This is a genomic window from Candidatus Arsenophonus phytopathogenicus (assembly GCF_056113345.1).
In genome coordinates, this window is record NZ_JBUIOB010000019.1 from 1 (window position 1) to 16,726 (window position 16,726).

General features: G+C 39.4%; 18 protein-coding genes, 1 tRNA gene and 6 pseudogenes. 20 read left to right on the forward strand and 5 right to left on the reverse strand.

Annotation, left to right across the window (positions count from 1 at the left end; genetic code table 11):
• From AC01GB_RS14435 to AC01GB_RS14485, 11 genes and pseudogenes are all read left to right on the forward strand, one after another.
• Nucleotides 1–406, forward strand: a pseudogene (locus AC01GB_RS14435) (hypothetical protein); the annotation flags it as partial.
• Nucleotides 407–638: 232 nt separating this feature from the next.
• Nucleotides 639–920, forward strand: coding sequence for a hypothetical protein (locus AC01GB_RS14440; RefSeq protein WP_474452456.1), 282 nt, complete (start codon nucleotides 639–641; stop codon nucleotides 918–920).
• 253 nt (nucleotides 921–1,173) lie between these two features.
• Nucleotides 1,174–1,239: a hypothetical protein gene (locus AC01GB_RS14445; protein WP_474452901.1), complete on the forward strand. Its 66-nt coding sequence runs from the start codon at nucleotides 1,174–1,176 to the stop codon at nucleotides 1,237–1,239.
• Nucleotides 1,240–1,255: 16 nt separating this feature from the next.
• Entirely contained in the window at nucleotides 1,256–1,576 is a 321-nt protein-coding gene (locus tag AC01GB_RS14450) for a contractile injection system sheath initiator (RefSeq protein WP_474452457.1), read from the forward strand.
• Between the two features lie 33 nt (nucleotides 1,577–1,609).
• A complete protein-coding gene (locus AC01GB_RS14455) occupies nucleotides 1,610–1,813 on the forward strand; it encodes a hypothetical protein (RefSeq protein WP_474452458.1) in 204 nt (67 codons plus the stop codon).
• Between the two features lie 428 nt (nucleotides 1,814–2,241).
• On the forward strand, nucleotides 2,242–2,529 hold the full coding sequence (locus AC01GB_RS14460; RefSeq protein WP_474452459.1) for a hypothetical protein: 288 nt from the start codon (nucleotides 2,242–2,244) through the stop codon (nucleotides 2,527–2,529).
• Nucleotides 2,526–2,771, forward strand: a complete 246-nt coding sequence (locus tag AC01GB_RS14465; RefSeq protein ID WP_474452460.1) for a baseplate wedge 1 family protein — start codon at nucleotides 2,526–2,528, stop codon at nucleotides 2,769–2,771. The genes AC01GB_RS14460 and AC01GB_RS14465 overlap by 4 nt, the downstream gene beginning before the upstream one ends.
• A gap of 51 nt (nucleotides 2,772–2,822) precedes the next feature.
• Entirely contained in the window at nucleotides 2,823–3,089 is a 267-nt protein-coding gene (locus AC01GB_RS14470; protein WP_474452461.1) for a hypothetical protein, read from the forward strand.
• A gap of 329 nt (nucleotides 3,090–3,418) precedes the next feature.
• Entirely contained in the window at nucleotides 3,419–4,402 is a 984-nt protein-coding gene (locus AC01GB_RS14475; protein WP_474452462.1) for a phage tail protein, read from the forward strand.
• Nucleotides 4,402–5,022: a tail fiber assembly protein gene (locus AC01GB_RS14480; RefSeq protein ID WP_474450041.1), complete on the forward strand. Its 621-nt coding sequence runs from the start codon at nucleotides 4,402–4,404 to the stop codon at nucleotides 5,020–5,022. The genes AC01GB_RS14475 and AC01GB_RS14480 overlap by 1 nt, the downstream gene beginning before the upstream one ends.
• Before the next feature lie 85 nt (nucleotides 5,023–5,107).
• Nucleotides 5,108–5,413 (forward strand): annotated as a pseudogene (locus AC01GB_RS14485) (RNA-guided endonuclease TnpB family protein); the annotation flags it as partial.
• Here AC01GB_RS14485 and AC01GB_RS14490 read toward each other — a convergent pair.
• From AC01GB_RS14490 to AC01GB_RS14505, 4 genes are all read right to left on the reverse strand, one after another.
• Nucleotides 5,400–6,443: an Rpn family recombination-promoting nuclease/putative transposase gene (locus AC01GB_RS14490; protein ID WP_474452463.1), complete on the reverse strand. Its 1,044-nt coding sequence runs from the start codon at nucleotides 6,441–6,443 to the stop codon at nucleotides 5,400–5,402. The pseudogene AC01GB_RS14485 and the gene AC01GB_RS14490 overlap by 14 nt on opposite strands.
• Nucleotides 6,444–6,496: 53 nt before the next feature.
• Nucleotides 6,497–6,676, reverse strand: coding sequence for a hypothetical protein (locus AC01GB_RS14495; protein WP_474452465.1), 180 nt, complete (start codon nucleotides 6,674–6,676; stop codon nucleotides 6,497–6,499).
• A gap of 434 nt (nucleotides 6,677–7,110) precedes the next feature.
• Nucleotides 7,111–7,186 (reverse strand) — tRNA-Asn (locus tag AC01GB_RS14500).
• Between the two features lie 152 nt (nucleotides 7,187–7,338).
• Nucleotides 7,339–7,824 carry a YlaC family protein gene (locus AC01GB_RS14505; protein ID WP_474452467.1) on the reverse strand — a complete coding sequence of 162 codons (486 nt, stop codon included), beginning with the start codon at nucleotides 7,822–7,824 and terminating at the stop codon, nucleotides 7,339–7,341.
• 474 nt (nucleotides 7,825–8,298) lie between these two features.
• On the opposite strand from AC01GB_RS14505, the gene cspE reads away from it, so the two are divergent.
• The 7 genes and pseudogenes from cspE to AC01GB_RS14540 all read left to right on the forward strand — a co-directional run bounded on the left by cspE (nucleotide 8,299) and on the right by AC01GB_RS14540 (nucleotide 12,710).
• Nucleotides 8,299–8,511 carry a transcription antiterminator/RNA stability regulator CspE gene (cspE, locus tag AC01GB_RS14510; RefSeq protein WP_026823671.1) on the forward strand — a complete coding sequence of 71 codons (213 nt, stop codon included), beginning with the start codon at nucleotides 8,299–8,301 and terminating at the stop codon, nucleotides 8,509–8,511.
• A gap of 109 nt (nucleotides 8,512–8,620) precedes the next feature.
• Nucleotides 8,621–8,815, forward strand: coding sequence for a protein DsrB (gene dsrB / locus AC01GB_RS14515; RefSeq protein WP_474452469.1), 195 nt, complete (start codon nucleotides 8,621–8,623; stop codon nucleotides 8,813–8,815).
• A gap of 1,045 nt (nucleotides 8,816–9,860) precedes the next feature.
• Complete coding sequence (flhD, locus tag AC01GB_RS14520) at nucleotides 9,861–10,208, forward strand: flagellar transcriptional regulator FlhD (protein ID WP_474452471.1); 348 nt, start codon at nucleotides 9,861–9,863, stop codon at nucleotides 10,206–10,208.
• Nucleotides 10,205–10,779 (forward strand): annotated as a pseudogene (gene flhC / locus AC01GB_RS14525) (flagellar transcriptional regulator FlhC). The gene flhD and the pseudogene flhC overlap by 4 nt, the downstream one beginning before the upstream one ends.
• Before the next feature lie 122 nt (nucleotides 10,780–10,901).
• A pseudogene (motA, locus tag AC01GB_RS14530) lies at nucleotides 10,902–11,795 on the forward strand (flagellar motor stator protein MotA).
• 2 nt (nucleotides 11,796–11,797) lie between these two features.
• On the forward strand, nucleotides 11,798–11,950 hold the full coding sequence (locus AC01GB_RS14535) for a hypothetical protein (protein ID WP_474452472.1): 153 nt from the start codon (nucleotides 11,798–11,800) through the stop codon (nucleotides 11,948–11,950).
• Entirely contained in the window at nucleotides 11,928–12,710 is a 783-nt protein-coding gene (locus AC01GB_RS14540; protein WP_474452473.1) for an OmpA family protein, read from the forward strand. The genes AC01GB_RS14535 and AC01GB_RS14540 overlap by 23 nt, the downstream gene beginning before the upstream one ends.
• Before the next feature lie 766 nt (nucleotides 12,711–13,476).
• On the opposite strand, the gene AC01GB_RS14545 is transcribed toward AC01GB_RS14540, so the two are convergent.
• Entirely contained in the window at nucleotides 13,477–13,788 is a 312-nt protein-coding gene (locus AC01GB_RS14545) for a DUF5339 domain-containing protein (RefSeq protein WP_474452474.1), read from the reverse strand.
• Nucleotides 13,789–14,168: 380 nt separating this feature from the next.
• Here AC01GB_RS14545 and flhB point away from each other — a divergent pair.
• Nucleotides 14,169–15,316: pseudogene (gene flhB, locus AC01GB_RS14550) on the forward strand (flagellar biosynthesis protein FlhB).
• A 20-nt stretch (nucleotides 15,317–15,336) separates the two neighbouring features.
• Nucleotides 15,337–16,667: pseudogene (locus tag AC01GB_RS14555) on the forward strand (FHIPEP family type III secretion protein); the annotation flags it as partial.
• Nucleotides 16,668–16,726: the final 59 nt, after the last annotated feature.

Sequence of the window (16,726 nt, forward strand, 5' to 3'; positions counted from 1 at the left end):
TCGCTCAACTTGCGGTAGGTTATGTGACCACGGGTTTAGAAGCTTCCTGTTTTCCGGCTCTGTCACTAAAGTCACACGATCAAAGCAAGGCACTGAGATAGTCACCACGCTGGAAATTGCCGACGGCGGTTTTGCTTTTCGCACGGCAACGATTAGCAAAGCCGTAACCTCAAAGTCTGAGGCGGTCGATGCTGCTGTGAGTACCATGACAGGCGTGAAAAAAGGCAAAGTGACCGCGCAATTGCCGTTAAGTCGCCCCAAAATCCTGACGGGCTTTTCGTTTGATGAATTACGCAAGCTCAAAGACGAAAAGGAGCAACTCTATATTGACAACGGACAGCTTCATATTTTGAGACGAAACGAGGTGCAAAACGGGAAAGCGGAATTGATGATCATCACGGATTGATGGAAACGCCCACGCTGGACGAAGCAAAAACGTGCTGGCCTTTAAAAGCGTCCTTTAATCCCAATGTGTCAATTGGTTATCAGGTAGCGATAGACAGCAAGGTTTCCACATCTTAACGGCGTTTATCGCATTTGCGCGATTGACTACGCAGTGAAAGTGACACCGCGAGTTGGGCGATGACGTGCAAATGCCAGCAGGAAAAAAACTACGTGGTGGTGAAGGAGAGTAAGGCGTGAATATCGAACTGATGAAAACCATTGCCAATCATATCAAATCTGAGATGGGCTGTGCCTTGATTGCTAGGGTGGTTAAGGTGAACCAAACCACCGTCGATTGCCAGCCTGTCACGTTAAAGAACGTAGTGATTAATGATGAAATTCACGCAATCGAATTTCCCGGTTTTTTCCTAATGTCCCTGTCTCTTCGTCACAAGGGGGCGGCAGCTACACCGCCTATCCGGTCGCCGTGGGCGATTACTGCATTTTGCTCACCTTTGATAGTTGTCTATCGATAATTGGTCAATATGCACCGGCAACGACAACGTGCGAGGAGCAGAGAATCGGTTGCATGATTATAGCGATTCGTGCGCCCTTTTGGGGCTGTGCAATCATGACGGGGCCTTTGCGATACCGAAGGTGGCGACAACCGCAGGTGACCACGTTTTTACACACAATATTCACGTAGATCTCAACGTCACAATTAACGGCAATCTTGATGTTGTGAAAGGCGTTATCGCTGCCAACAATCGTTAACGGTAGGCAATATCGATGTCAGGCAATCATACGCACGGAGGCGTAGAAACAGGCAATGGCAGCACCGGAAAACCCAATTAACCCGAAGGTGATTTTCGTGAAAACAGCACAGTTAACCGAGCACAACGATTGGCGATTTGGGCATTCGCTTGATGATTACCTGATTGATAGCGAAGCGATCCACCAGATATTATCGAAACGCGTTTGCCAGTGTTTCAAAGCCGATTGGTGGCTAGATGTTGAGTTTGGTCTGGACTGGCTGCAACTGCTTGGCAGTCGTGGTACGGGCGAAACGTTGCGCCGTGAAATCTACAAGGTGGCATTAGGGACAAATGGCGTTGTGCGCATCGATAAGCTCAACATCACCGTTCCAGGACTTCACCGCACACGTTCAGTTGGATTATACCGATGTCTTTAACCGAACACACAACCTCGATCAGGAGGTCAGCCAGTGAATATCAAGCTCGATGAAAACGGTATCACGATTGCGACATTACCCGAACTGATTGAAACCTTGGAGTTGCCGAGTTTAAGACAATTTACGGCAGTGACATCAATGTTTCACAAGACGCCCCTGACGGGCAGCGCATTGCGATTTATAGCCGGATTGCCCACGAATGTCTGGTACTGGTGCAAAAGCTCTATCAGAACTTAAAGCCGGAACAAGCCGAAGGTCTCCACCTTGATTATTACCAGCCAGAATCAACGGGCTGTTACGCAAGGAAAACGAAAGTGATAGTGAGTTACGTCGCAGACGGTTAAAAACCTTTGAAAATGCCAGTCAAAGCACGATAGGCGGCATTGCTGCCCGTTTAGATCTGGTTAAAGGCGTGACCGATGCAGTGAGTGTACAGAAAACGCCACGCAATGAGACTGACGCGTTGAATACTTCCGCCGCATTCGATTTGGGTAATTGTTGAAGGGGGTGAAAATCAAGCAATTGTTGATTGCATCGCCCGCAACAAAACAGGCGGAACGGGCCTTAAAGGAACGATCAAAGGCGAATACACCGACAAGATAGCCAGAGCGGACGGCACGGTTTTTGAGGTGGTGCATGAGTACCGATTTGACCGACCGAAAATCATGGAAATCAAGATTAAACTGACCGCCACGCGTGAAAAAGCCAACGAGCCTGTGCCGATACAGGAGATTAAAGACGAACTGGTCAAGTCCGTTTATCGCATTGGCGGGAATATCAAGGTGACTGCGCTTTACTGTATTTTGAACCGGATTGCACGCTCTTACTATGTTTCAGACCTTTCGATTTCAAAAGACGGTAACACGTGGACGAGTGCTATTTTAAAAGCTGATGTCGACGAGAAATTCAACATCGTCAGTGACAACATCACCGTTAATGAGGTGGTCACGTGAGTCTCGAAGCCGAATATCAAAAACTGCTGATTAAGCAGTATTACACCAAACCCAAGGCAAGGGCGGAAATCTCCGCCCTTTTTAATGTGTTCGCGGATTGTTTTGATACCGTTGATGCCTTTCGGGAAGCCTTCGATCTTGAAAAAGCCCAAGGTGACCCGCTGGATATTATCGGTTCTTGGGTCAGGTATCAGTGCGCTCCAGGCCGAGTGGCGAGCTTGCGAAGGCTTTTTTGGCTTTAAAAATCACGGTAAAGCGTTGCCGTTTGGTCGAAAAGAGCGGGAAAAAACAAGGTGGCTTTCGGATCCAAATTTGCCCAGGATTTTTTGCCACTGAAATTGCCCGATAAGCAATATGGCAGCCTGATTAAGCTCAAAATCATCAAAAACACCGCCCTCGCTACCGCCACGCAAACAGGCGATGTCAGCCTGTCGTCACTCCAGCAGGCGGTGCGTTTTGTGATTGCGGGGGAGGGCTATCTGATTGACCGCCAGAACATCGAGTCGTCACTATCGTCATTACGCCCAGAGCAGACAGGGAATGGCTGGAATTCATCTTAAGGCTTGACTTACTCCCACGTCCGCGAGGCGTCGGAAATTGGCGTTCTGTAACTCAGGAACCCAAAGGCACGTTTGGATTTAAGGGGCATAAAAATGCCATTTCGTGGTACAGCCGTTTTGACGCGGATCCCGAAGCAAGACTTGGCTATTTTGCCAAGAAAACCTTTTTAACATAGGAACATAACATTGAAGATTAAAAGACCCAACATTGATATTCAACCGTTTGCAGGTGGAAGCAAAACGAGAACGAAGGCCGTATTGGTTCAAAAGAAATCACCGACAATCTTGAGAAAAATATCAATGCCGATTTTGCGCGTGGCTGGGGAATTGTGCCTGTTTCAGAATTGCCCACCATGCAGGATTTTAATGCGGTGGGATTCACAATCAGTTCTCTTGTAACCCACCTCTACCAGAACGGTATTGCTGAATATGCTGAGAAGCAAACTTACAACAAAGGCGCAGTGTGTCTGTCTGACGGCAATATCTATCTATCAAAGACCGAAAACAACGCCGGAAATCCCTTAACCGATACCACCCAGTGGCAGTCAATAAAAGACGCTATTTTTGCCGCAAATATCGTGCAGCAAACAGGTAACGCCACCAATAGAGTGCTAAGCCAAAAAGCCTGTGACGACAACTATGCCAAGAAAAATTCACAGGAAGTACTCAGAACCGGCAATATCGTTATCAAAAGTGGCAAAGACTACTCCGGCCTGATGATAGAAAGAAAAGATGGTGTTGTGTGCGCGCTTCAAACTTCTCCTAATAGTGCGTTTTTTGCCTATGGAAAAGGAATAATCGATATTCCATACAACGCGAATGGCACACTGGCATTAACCGCGGATGTTGACGCGATTAACAATTATCCGGTTGGCGCGCCGATTCCTTGGCCACACGCCACCGCACCGGATGGGTACTTTGTGTGCCGAGGTCAGACGTTCACGACAGTCGACTATCCCCAGTTAGCTCAAGCCTATCCTTCTGGGATATTGCCGAATTTGTGCGGTGAATTTATTCGAGGTCTGGATTTAGACGGACACGCTGACCCAGATAGAAAAGTACTAAGCAATCAAGGGGACGCTATACGCAATATCACCGGACGTATTGGCTATGTGCGCCGCGGGTGGAATTGGCCTCCTGTTGCCGAGGACGGCGCCTTTAGCGTAGACAAGACTTTCAGCGCAAGAGTCGCTGGCGGGGAGAATGATGATTGGGGTGCCATCACGTCTTTTGATCCTTCTCGTGTTGTCCCCACCGCACACGAAAACCGACCACGAAATATCGCATTTTTATACATAGTGAGGGCTGCATAGTGAAATACAGTACAGAAATACCCAAAGCGGAAATCGATGAAAACGGTTTCGCTAAAAACCGAGGCTGGATAAAAACCTATATGTCGAGTCATGAACCGCCGTATGAATATTTTGGCGCGACAATGGAATTAGTGTACAAAGGGGTTAGTGTCAGCCAATATTCGTATATCGATGCGCCAGAGCTTCCCGATAATGACGACATTGCTGTTGTTCGCAGTGCTGACGGCACCCAGTGGCGATACGTGCCAGACCACCGCGGCAAGACGGTATACAATACCTTCAATCGTGCTTCCTATACCGTTGATTACCCCGGCGAGATAAAAACCGGCTTCACTTTATTAGTGCCCTCAACACAATTCGATAAATGGGATGGCAAAAAATGGGTAACGGATACTCAGGCGATGAAAGCGGACCAAATCAACACCGCAAATCAAACAAAACACCAGTTAATCGACGAAGCGGAATCAAAAATCACCTTGCTTGACCGTAAAGTACGTTTAGGGATGGCGACCAATAGTGAAAAAACCGCGCTACGGGCCTGGGAAATGTACAGCGTGAAACTGAATGATATTGATACCACCACCGCGCCAGATATTGACTGGCCGAAAAAACCGGCGTAAACAAACTGCCCCATTCAAGGGGCATCCTATTAGCAGCGTTGGAGGCGATTGAACGGTAATTTCAGGCGTTTTGTCATCAATGATGCCTAAACTATCTAAAGCGATAGCAGACGCAAGCTGGGGTGAATTTGTACGCCAGTTACAGTACAAGGCGGAATGGTCAGGGCGTTCTGTAGTTGCCATAGATCAATTTTTCCCTTCGTCAAAACGCTGTCACTGTTGCGGATATACGCTACCTAAATTGACGTTAAATGTTAGGTCGTGGCACTGCCCTGAATGTGGAGCTGACCATGATCGCGATGTTAACGCCGCCAAAAATATAAAAGCTGCTGGTCTAGCAGTGTTAGCCCATGGAGAGACTATAAATCCTAAATCGCTTACTGTGGCTTAGGTTCGTCTCTGTGAAGTGGGAATCCTCGTCCTTTAGGGCAGGGAGCAGTCAATTCGGCATCAGTCAAACCCGTAAATTTCATCACAGATTGCCTGTCCATACCACTTTCTAGCATTTGGCGCGCTATTTTCATGGAAGCCTGTTTTTCCCCCTCTTGAATACCTTCAAGTTTCCCTTGTTGCATACCCTCTTGGATGCCCTCAATTTTCCCTTGTTGAATACCTCTTTGTAATCCTTTCTGTAAACCTTGCTGAATACCTTTTTTAATTCCAATTTCTTCAATTTGTTGAGCAATAGTCATAAGTGCTCCTTCGTGTTTCTCTGATTGTTTGGCTATCTCAGTGATAAATTCCATTGGTTTTTTCGAGTTGCCTTCCTGAATGAGATAGTTAAACATAGTGATAACCTGATTATCGGTATAATAATTATACGACAACAGCGTGACAATTTCATTCATAAGCTCCGTCATATCCCGTCGTCGAATGTGTTTTTGGATGAGCTCCAATAACGCCATTCGTTTATGCTGCATAATCTCACCGTCATCTAAGGTGGTGACATCAACCCGCTTAAACGGTTTGGTGTAGATTTTTTCGGCAATATCTCTGCCATTAAAGCAATCCAGCCAGTCAGTACTATACGAATGCGGACTTTTCTCACCACAATAGAACAGGATAGGAAAAACCAGCGGCAACTCTTTGTGTCCAGCCTCTAAATGCTTTTGCATAGCAGCCATACAATAACGCATAAGTCTCCATGCCATCAGTTTATCCGGCGTGGATTGGTGCTCAATCAGCAGATAGACATAACCCTGCCCTTGTTGGGTGTTGACAGAATAGAGAATATCACTCTGGTAGTTTTTCATTTCACTATCGACAAATGAGCCTGACTTCACTTTGAGGCTATCTAAATCACACAGCGTCTTAATCTCATCCGGTAGCCAGATATCAAAGAAGTCTTTAGCCGTCTCTTTCTCGCTTAAAAACTGTTTAAACACAGCATCGTGTGGTGTTGGGGTGAATTTTTTACTCATTTTTCAATCCAGCTTTAGTTTAAAACGCGCCCCTACTTGCTCAGGGGCATATTTCAATGACTCGGACTAAACCGGGATTTCTTCCGTTCTTCAAGCATCGCGCCCACCTCTTTTGCTTTTTTCTCAGCCTCAAAAAAGCCAAGCACTATTTCACCGTCTGGAAATCGCCAAGCGTCGCCTGTGCCGTTTGCTAGCCTTGCCATCCATACTTCACTATCTTTTTTGTCTGGCATTAACCGCTTTTTGGTCGCTTAGATTTCCATTAAGCATTATTCACCGCAAAAAAACAGTCCAATCCAACGGGCATCATATTACCAACGTTGGAGGAAGTTGTTAACTATTAGTTGTTGGTTGAGTGTAAGTGGTTTTTTAAAATTAGAACTCACTATAAGCCGTAAGTAATTGATTTATAGTGAGTGAAATCGCTTGTTTTTACGTGTAAATGCGTATATTAAATGAGCTATATATTTTTAAGTAATTGATATTTAAGCTTTATGTTTTTATTTGTTAGCTTATATTGTAGAAGTTTAAAAAATTAACCAAATTGAGTGGCGTATTTTGTATTAGCTAAAAGAATTGGATGAAAAACAAGTAAATTTTGGCGGCGTATAATTATGGTATGTTAACTAAAAAGTAAAACCCCGCAAGATTGCGGGCTTTAAGTATTTGGCTCCTCCAACTGGGCCCGAACCAGTGACATACGGATTAATAGTCTGCCGTTCTACCGACTACACTATGGAGGAATTAAGCTAGCTAAAAAAGCTGGCTGCATACTAACGATGTCCTGCACCACTGTCAACGTTAAAAATATAATATTTTTACTGTTTGTTTATACTGTAATCACATTGCATCAAAAACAAACTATTTATCTGATATTATATGACTTTTATATGAATTATGAGCGATTTTTTATTGAATTAGGTGGGTATGCAAGTAGATATATATCATAAAATGTTATTTTGTTTTTTTGCTTGATAAGACGTTTTAACTCGGTTTTGATTGCATTGTTGATAGTTGGCTCAGCAAGTATTTTGTTAATTGCAGTATCTGATATTTTTTCAGTAACAAACCATTGACCATTGTAACATACACGTAAATCTAGTATCCCAATATCCTTAAAGCGGTATGTTGGTTGGATATCAAACAGTAATGCAGCTGCGGGCAAAAGAAAAAATTGTATAAAACCGATTGTCCAGTACAAACCAAAGTACGAGGTATGATAGATTAGAATCGCTGTTAGCAAGTAAGTCATGACCATTCCTATACATAGGTATGGATGCGCAGTAATAAACTGCCAATTTAGATAAGGCCGATTATTACGGTTTTGCTGTTTATTTATTTGGCAGAGATTTTCATTCAGGATTACTTTTATCATATCCATGATATTTACCTTAATTGATTAGATTTATAGATGAATCTAAACCCTGAGACTAGCATATTAAATTGCTTGGGTTATCGACATACCTTTTTTCTCTTATTTTAAACAAAATTTCTATTGATTAGAAATCGCCCCAAACAGAAAAAAAATTTATATTTATGAATTTATTTAGATCATTTTGTTTTTTTTATTAATTTATTGGGTTAACGAAGAATATTCTTGAAAAAATTCGATTTTTTTCTTAAACAAAAGCATAAAACTATTGATATTATTAACTACTCGTGCGTTAATGGGAGGAAGCCTAATAAACAAATATATTTTATTTACGACATTTAAGTTAATGTGTTATGAGTAGCGTTATCCTTGATAGCCTTTCGACCGTTTCTTGCTGAGTGCTTCCATGAATTAAATAGTGATGTAGGCTTTTGTATACCTGCCGAAAGCGGCAATGTTTATTAGTTATATAGGAAAAGGCACATGTCTGACAAAATGAAGGGTCAAGTGAAGTGGTTTAACGAATCTAAAGGCTTTGGTTTCATCACTCCTTCTGATGGTAGCAAAGATGTATTCGTTCACTTCTCTGCCATTCAAGGAAATGGATTCAAAACCCTGGCTGAAGGGCAAAATGTAGAATTTACTATTGAAGATGGTTCGAAAGGCCCAGCTGCAGCGAATGTAACTGCTCTTTAAGATTAGTTAAATAAATGGATTTCTTGAAGCCTGTCGTGCAAGCGGCAGGCTTCTTTATTATTTTGTAGTAAAATTTTTTGGTACAACATTCAATTTTTTGGCATAACCGATGAAAATCAATGATAGCGTTTTAGTAAAGACTGATGGCGAGCAGATGCGAGAAGGTATTATTCGATTAATAGAGCCTTTTAATGAGGGAATAATGTATTTAATTGAGTTGCCTGAATATCCTACTGGTATTTGGTTTTTTAATGAGAATACGGCAGGTGCAGGTATTTATGTGATACCAAAAGAGATAGATTAAATATAAATTAACATCTTCCTAACCTAGTGAATTATTATTTCTGCACTGAGTATCTTTGCCATGGGTAAAGGGTTTTTAAAGCTGATTAAATTGATAATTGTTTTAATAAATAATTTATAACTAAATATGCTTTATAAGCCTATAAGACCAGGTATTATTTACTAAAAAATTACTATTTTTATATTATATTTTTAAAAATATTTCTTTTATTATTTGTATTATATATTCTAAATTTTAAATAAAAACATCTCTATTAAGAATATCTTTATTTTATAAAACATTTTTATATCAAGAATGATATATTTTTTATCGTAAAATAAGTAATTTTTTATATGCAAATATCTTCAATGTTATTTTTGGCCTAAAAATTTTATTAAATTAGATTTTTACTTATATAATATATTGAATTATATAAATTATTTTTAAATTCAATATGAGTCACTGATATTCATAAGTAAGAGAATTATTATTCATTCTCGACGTAAATAAAATTTATAAAAAATAGTTTACAATGATAAATGTCGTATTTTTGTTTTTTCCATTTGCATGAGTATTGTTTTTTTCTGATTTTTTAGCATTATAATCTGCTTGTTGTTATGTTGCATTTATTATTTCAAGTATTGCTAATTAATGGTTATTTTAATATTTATTAATTGATTACATTAATAAAATAACCTTAGTTATTATTCTATTTTTCTGAGTAGATAAATTAATAAAAAAAATTAATATTGAGTTTAATAACAAAAGCCGGCTATTTTTGATATAACATAACGTTAAATTTAAATAGCCTAAGTACAACTGAATAATCGTAAGAATCAGCTATAAAGATGCAGCTTATTCTCGTTATTAAGTGTGAATTTTTATTCAATTTACAAATATTGAAGTAAGTTATGACCATAAGACTTTGGTTTTTAAGATAGATTTATAGAGCAATTTTTAGCGGCCGAATAAAAGTAATTTAACCCATTAGATGTCATTAATGGTAAGTACTCTTATAGCAAAACACCAGCAAATTTAACTAAATAGAATAAATGAGTATAAAAATATGAACACAGCAGATTCATTGAAGCAAATTTACGATATTAATCTTTCTTATTTATTACTTGCACAACGTCTTATTAAGGAAGAAAAAGCTTCCGCTATGTTTCGACTGGGTATCACCGAGGAAACGGCAGATTCATTGATTAGTTTGACATTACCACAGTTAGTTAAGTTAGCTGAAACTAATCAATTAATATGTAATTTTAGATTTAACAATAGCGAAACGATTGAACAATTAACTAAAGAATCTCGTGTTGATAATCTACAACAAATTCACACCGGAATTTTATTATCAACTCATTTGTTCCAACAATTATCGGAAAATGATAAATCGATAAAAAGAAGAGCATAATTATGACGAGTAAAAGTATTGTTCAAGAAGCAAAAGATATCCATTTGGCTATAGATTTAATTAATTTAGTGCACGTCTTCAAATGTTGGAAAGTGAAACTCAACTCAGCCGAGGACGATTAATTAAGTTATATAAGGAATTACCGGGTAATCCACCACCTAAAGGTATGTTGCCATTCTCAACCGATTGGTTTATGACTTGGGAACAAAATATTCATTCTTCTATGTTTTATAATGCTTATCGCTTTTTATTAACCAGTGGTCATTATAGGGGAATAAATGCTGTCGTACGGGCTTATCGTTTGTATCTAGAACAATGCGGCACTGAACCTAGTAAACCACCTATACTTGCTTTGACAAGGGCATGGACGCTAGTTCGATTTGTTGATAGTGGCATGTTGCAACCATCAACTTGTCGCTGTTGTGGTGGAACTTTTATTACCCATGCACACCAACCAGTGAACATTTTTGCTTGTAGTTTATGCCAACCACCTTCAAGAGCAATCAAAAAACGTAAACATTCTTGTCAATTTGCCGATATTCATCCGCAAGTATTGGGGAAAATTCAGTAGTGGAGCAACTGGACTTATAAAATAGAGAATTATGGTTTAGGTTTACCATAACTCTCTTATAGGCCAGTATGTTAGCTTTGAATAGGGATCTCTAGTTCATCAATCAATAAAGGGAATATGAAGTGCTTGTATTCTTAGGCTATCTTGTGGTTATTGGAGCAGTATTAGCTGGTTATTTACTTGTTGGGGGGCATTTGTCTGCTCTTTATCAACCGGCTGAGTTTTTGATTATTTTAGGGGCTGGTTTAGGTGGTTTTATTGTAGCGAATAATGGCAAAGCGATTAAAACAACATTGAACGTATTACCAAAATTACTAACAAGTTCGCGATATAATAAAATAATTTACATGGATCTAATGGCGCTACAATTTTTACTACTAACAAAATCGCGCCAAGAAGGTGTTTTATCGTTGGAGAGAGATATTGAAAATCCACATCAAAGTGACATTTTTTTTCAATATCCTAAATTATTAAATGATCCGCATTTAATGAGCTTTTTAACTGACTATATGCGATTAATGATTACTGGCAATATGAATGCACATGAAATTGAAGCATTGATGGATGAAGAAATTGCCACTTTTGAACAAGAGGTTGAAATCCCTGCGGTTAGTTTAAGTATGTTAGGTGATTTATTACCTGCTTTTGGTATAGTTGCCGCGGTGATGGGGGTGGTGCATGCCCTTGCTTCCGCTGATAGACCTGCCGGCGAGATGGGAATATTAATCGGTAATGCGATGGTAGGAACTTTCCTGGGTATTTAACTGGCGTATGGTTTTATTTCACCATTAGCAAATTTGGTGCGCCAAAAGAGCCATCAACAAATTAAGATGATGGAATGTATTAAAGTCACTTTACTGTCCTCCCTTAATGGTTATGCCCCACGAATTGCGGTAGAGTTTGGTCGTAAGACGCTGTTTTTGAATGATGGGCCCTCTTTTTACGAATTAGAGGATCATGTGCGTAGTATGAAAAATCAGATCGGTACCAATTCTGTTGATGTTAAAGATTATTGATTATGAAAACAGCAAAATCTACTATCATCATCAAGAAAAAACGGCGTAGAAAAATAGGTTATCATCGCACTGACTCGTGGAAAATTGCTTATGCAGATTTTATTGACCTCTATGATGGTTTTCTTTTTAGTCATGTGGATTTTATCCATATCTAGTCCTCAGGAACTGACTCGTATTGCCGATTATTTTCGTACGCCACTGAAAACTTCATTAAATGAAGGCACTAATAGTAGTGATGTTACTAACCCTATACCTGGTGGTGGCCAAGAAATTATTTATCAAGACGGTGATACAGCAGTAGAACAGACTATTCAGCTACCAGACAGTGAACCAGAAAGGTTTAAAAAATTACAACAGGATCTGGAACAATTAATTATGAATGATCCTCGTTTGCAGGATGTAAAATCTAATTTATTAATAGATTTGATGGAGGACGGGTTACAGATACAAATTATTGATGGTGAAAGTCGGCCTATGTTTGGCATCGACAGTGCGGTAATTGACAAAAACATGCGAAACATTCTCCATATTTTAGCACCGGTATTAAATGATTATCCGAATAAAATTAGTCTTGCTGGCCATACTGATAGTACCCCATATGCTAAGGGCGGTTATGGTTATGGTTATGGTTATGGTTATGGTTATGGTTATAGTAACTGGGAATTATCGGCAGATAGGGCAAATTCTTCATGCCGGACATTAATTAGTGGTGGTTTGAAAGAATATAAAATCATCCGTGTGGTAGGCATGGCCTCAACGGTACCATTAGAAACCAATTCAGCGGCAGCCGCTAATCGTCGAATTAGTATCTTGGTGTTAAACAAAGAGCGTGAAGCCGCAATTATTCATGAAAATCAGCGGCCACAGCTTACAAAAGAGAGTAGAGAAAAAAGCAGTCAATTGAAGAATTCGTAATTGCTTTAGTACCATCAGTAACGTTATCTACCGACAATGGTAGATAATGTTACCTCAACGAAAAAATAAATAACTATTTAGACGAGTTTTATCAAATATTTTCATAAAGCAGAAGAACGTTTTGAATGAGATGGCACAAATATTGTTGTTTTTAATATTTCATAAGGTCATTATTCGTTGTGGTTATTCACTTTTTGTTAAAATTTATGCTGCAAAATCTGGCTTTTGTCAGTTATAACAATAGAACTATCTTTGTTGAAAATCTGATTAGATAGTTTTTTAGATTAAATAGTGTCAATACGCAAAGTTATATGACAAATTCTGGCTCAACAACCGAACAAGGGCGTTTTTGGTTGTGCGGCAGCGCCTTATCTTGTGCAAGAAATGATTAAAAAGTGTGATCCGTCCTATTACCCACTGAATATTGTGGTTAATAGGATGGAAGACATTATTGTTGTATCTAAAGTCGAAGCCAGCAGATATGGGGTGAAATATTTTGCTGCTGGGATTTTTGCGCAGAAAATTGAACAGATTATTCAATAAATGGCGTAAAACATAAGAATGAAGTATAAGCAAGTAGGTAACATAAAAAAGCTGAATCTTATAGCGTTAAGTTTAGAAACTGGCTGGTAGACTTGCGGTAGATAGTCCGCGGGCATTTATGGTTATTGATGATTTAGAATAGCCAACAAAAATAAAAGAGATACAAGATTATTCAAAATAAAATAAGCAATGTATCTCTTCTAAAATAATGTTCGAGTATTATTTACTTCATATTTAACGACTGCTTTATCTGCTTCATCGCATCGATGCCTTGTCGGCAAGCTTTATCTTGCTGATCTTTAGGCAGGGCAATGATCTGTTTTTTACCATCTTCAAGTTGATTTTTTATAGAATCAAGTTGTGCTTTGGTTTGTGGGTTTTCAGAAGCCTTAGTAACTAAGGAATCAACTTCAGAGAAATAAGCTTTACAGGTATCGGTTGCACCGATATAGTCGATTTTTTTTTCTTCTTCTGAACAAGCAGTGATGATAAATGTGAATAAACCCATGCTACAAATTAATAGTAATTTTCTCATAATAATCCCTAACCAAATAATATTTATCTAGTTTATAAAGTATAGATTCATTTTATAAAGATGTGAAATATTAATAGTTTTAGTCAAGTTATACATTTTCCTCATGATTGTAATTTTTACACACTGAAAAAAGCAAAATAGATAAAACGATCATTCATTGTTATATCAGCAAATTAATATCAATGGATATTAGCCATAGCTTAATGATTTTACATAGTGAAGAAATATTAACTATGTTTATCTTATTATAATTTTTCCATCTGAGCTAATAGCGAAAATAATAACTATTCTTTCTCTGTTATCTTCTTTTTAAGTTGATTTTATTATGGCAAGCTTAGCGCCTTTCCTTTGTCAAAAGAAAATTAACGGAGTAAAAGGGAGTGTCACAAGAGAGTGATTTAGAAAAAACCGAAGAACCTACTGCCCGAAAAAAGGAAAAAGCAAAGGAAGATGGCCAGGTTGTTCGTTCCCGTGAATTAAGTTTTTTTTCATGTTAATTGCCGGTGTTTCGCTATTCTGGGTTTGTGGCCATTATTGTTATCAAAAGCTCCATACACTTTTTTCACAGACTTTCTATTTTAATAAATATATTTTATACAATAGTCACCTATTGCCTAAATTAGTGTTTGACGATTAAAATCGGCCTCAACGCATTATTGCCGATTATAGCCGGATTGGTATTAATCGCTTTTGCAGCGCCTAGTTTTTTGGTTGTATACATATTAATTTTAAGTCGATTAAATTTGACTTGAAAAATTAAACCCAATCTCTGGATTGAAACGCATATTTTCAATCAATGCATTGGCGGAACTGTTTAAAGCATTATTGAAAGTTATATTAGTTTCTGTTGGTATCAGCCTTTTTGTGTGGGTCAATTTTACTCACTTTTTTCATTTAGTCACCGAACCGCGTTATCTGGCATTAACTCAGGCGACACAATTAATGATATTTGCTGCTTATATTGCCATTTTTATGCTTATTCGACTAATCGGCTTTGATCTTATTTATCAGTTGCTCAGCCATTTGAAAAAACTCAGAATGACTGGCCAAGAAATCAAGGATGAATTCAAACAGAAAGAGGGCGATCCACACATTAAAGCACGTATTCGTCAGCAACAGCGAGAGATTTCCCGCCGTAGAATGATGGCTGATGTGCCAAAGGCAGATGTTATTATTGCTAACCCGACTCACTATGTAATTGCCTTACAGTACGACAATCAAAACATGCAAGCACCTAAAGTATTGACCAAAGGGGCTGGATTAATTGCATTAAATATTAAGCAACTGGGTGAAGAAAATCGTATTCCAGTGCTGGAGGCACCACCTCTTGGCAAGAGCGCTTTATCGCCATAGCAAAGTCAGTGGTCATATTCCGGCAACACTTTATGCCGCGGTAGTAGAGGTGTTGGCCTGGGTGTATCAGCTCAGACGTTGGCAGCGAGAAGGCGGATTGAAACCAAAGAAACCAACCAATGTATCAGTACCTCAGGGACTGGATTTTGCAGGAGATAATAATACTCATGGCTAACTTCTAACTTAGCCTCACGATTGCGTTTACCTAAAGACTTAAAAGATACTCAATGGCAAATTTTAGCCGGACCAATATTGATCTTATTAATTTTGTCCATGATGGTATTGTCATTGCCGCCTTTTTTATTAGATATGTTGTTCACTTTCAATATCGCCCTCTCGATTATGGTATTATTAGTGGTCATGTTTACCAAGCGCACCCTTGAATTTGCGGCATTTCCAACAATCTTGCTGTTTTCCACTTTATTACGGCTATCACTCAATGTGGCTTCAACCCGAGTTATTTTGTTAGAGGGACATACCGGATCGGCGGCGGCAGGTAAGGTTGTTGAATCCTTTCGTCATTTTCTGGTGGGTGGTAATTTTGCGATTGGCATTGTGGTTTTTATTATCCTGATTCTGATTAACTTTATGGTGATCACCAAAGGTGCCGGTCGAATAGCAGAGGTAGGCGCCCGCTTTGTGTTAGATGGTATGCCAAATATTGTTTTTTTGCTCTTTACTTTGGTATTAGGTTTTATTGGTTGGAAATTGATGAAACGCTCGGCCAAACCGGTAATTGATGTTGAGCAACAACAAAAGTTTGAACAGCGTTACCAGGCGGTAGAGGTTAGTTGGGATGATGTTCAGCCTGAAGATCCATTGGGTATGGAGGTTGGTTACCGTTTGATCCCGTTGGTTGATCAGGGACAAAATGGCGAGCTACTTAATCGAATTGGCGGCATCCGCAAAAAATTTGCCAAAGAGATAGGTTATTTATCGCCGGTGTTACATATTCGCGATAATATGGCGCTTAAACCGGAAGTCTATCGTATTTTAATGAAAGGGGTAGAAATTGGTCGGGGGGGGGATCCTATCCAGTGCGTTGGTTGGCAATTAATCCAGGTGGTGCTATCGGGGAATTGATCGGTGATGCTACCCAAGAGCCTGCTTTTGGTTTACCGGCTATTTGGATCGATAAAGGATTACGTGAACAGGCGCAAGTGCAAGGTTATACGGTGGTTGCAGCTAGTACTGTAATCGCGACGCATTTTAATCATTTGTTAAATCGCTTTGTTAGTGAATTATTTGGTCGCCAGGAAGCGCAGCAGCTTTATGAACGGATCAGTAAAGAGTTACCGAAACTGACGCAGGATCTAATGCCTGATGTGATCAATTTAACGCTGTTTCATAAAGTATTACAAAATTTATTAAGTGAGCAGGTGCCGATACGTGATATGCGCACCATCATTGAAACCTTAGCAGAGCATGCGGCACAACAAGAAGAGGTAACGGAACTGACCAGTTTGGTTCGTATTGCGTTAGCCAGAGCGATTACGCAGCATTGGTTTGGTGATAAACTAGAGATCCTAGCGTTCGCGGGATTATGGATGATTGCGGATAGAGAAGGTCGCCTTGAAGATAAGCC

Bases quoted from the DNA above. Each gene is read 5' to 3' on its own strand.
- AC01GB_RS14460 (WP_474452459.1), top strand. From the start codon at position 2,242: ATGGAAATCAAGATTAAACTGACCGCCACGCGTGAAAAAGCCAACGAG.
- AC01GB_RS14490 (WP_474452463.1), bottom strand. From the start codon at position 6,443: ATGAGTAAAAAATTCACCCCAACACCACACGATGCTGTGTTTAAACAG.
- AC01GB_RS14495 (WP_474452465.1), bottom strand. From the start codon at position 6,676: ATGCCAGACAAAAAAGATAGTGAAGTATGGATGGCAAGGCTAGCAAAC.
- AC01GB_RS14505 (WP_474452467.1), bottom strand. From the start codon at position 7,824: ATGGATATGATAAAAGTAATCCTGAATGAAAATCTCTGCCAAATAAAT.
- cspE (WP_026823671.1), top strand. From the start codon at position 8,299: ATGTCTGACAAAATGAAGGGTCAAGTGAAGTGGTTTAACGAATCTAAA.
- dsrB (WP_474452469.1), top strand. From the start codon at position 8,621: ATGAAAATCAATGATAGCGTTTTAGTAAAGACTGATGGCGAGCAGATG.
- flhD (WP_474452471.1), top strand. From the start codon at position 9,861: ATGAACACAGCAGATTCATTGAAGCAAATTTACGATATTAATCTTTCT.
- AC01GB_RS14535 (WP_474452472.1), top strand. From the start codon at position 11,798: ATGAAAACAGCAAAATCTACTATCATCATCAAGAAAAAACGGCGTAGA.
- AC01GB_RS14540 (WP_474452473.1), top strand. From the start codon at position 11,928: ATGTGGATTTTATCCATATCTAGTCCTCAGGAACTGACTCGTATTGCC.
- AC01GB_RS14545 (WP_474452474.1), bottom strand. From the start codon at position 13,788: ATGAGAAAATTACTATTAATTTGTAGCATGGGTTTATTCACATTTATC.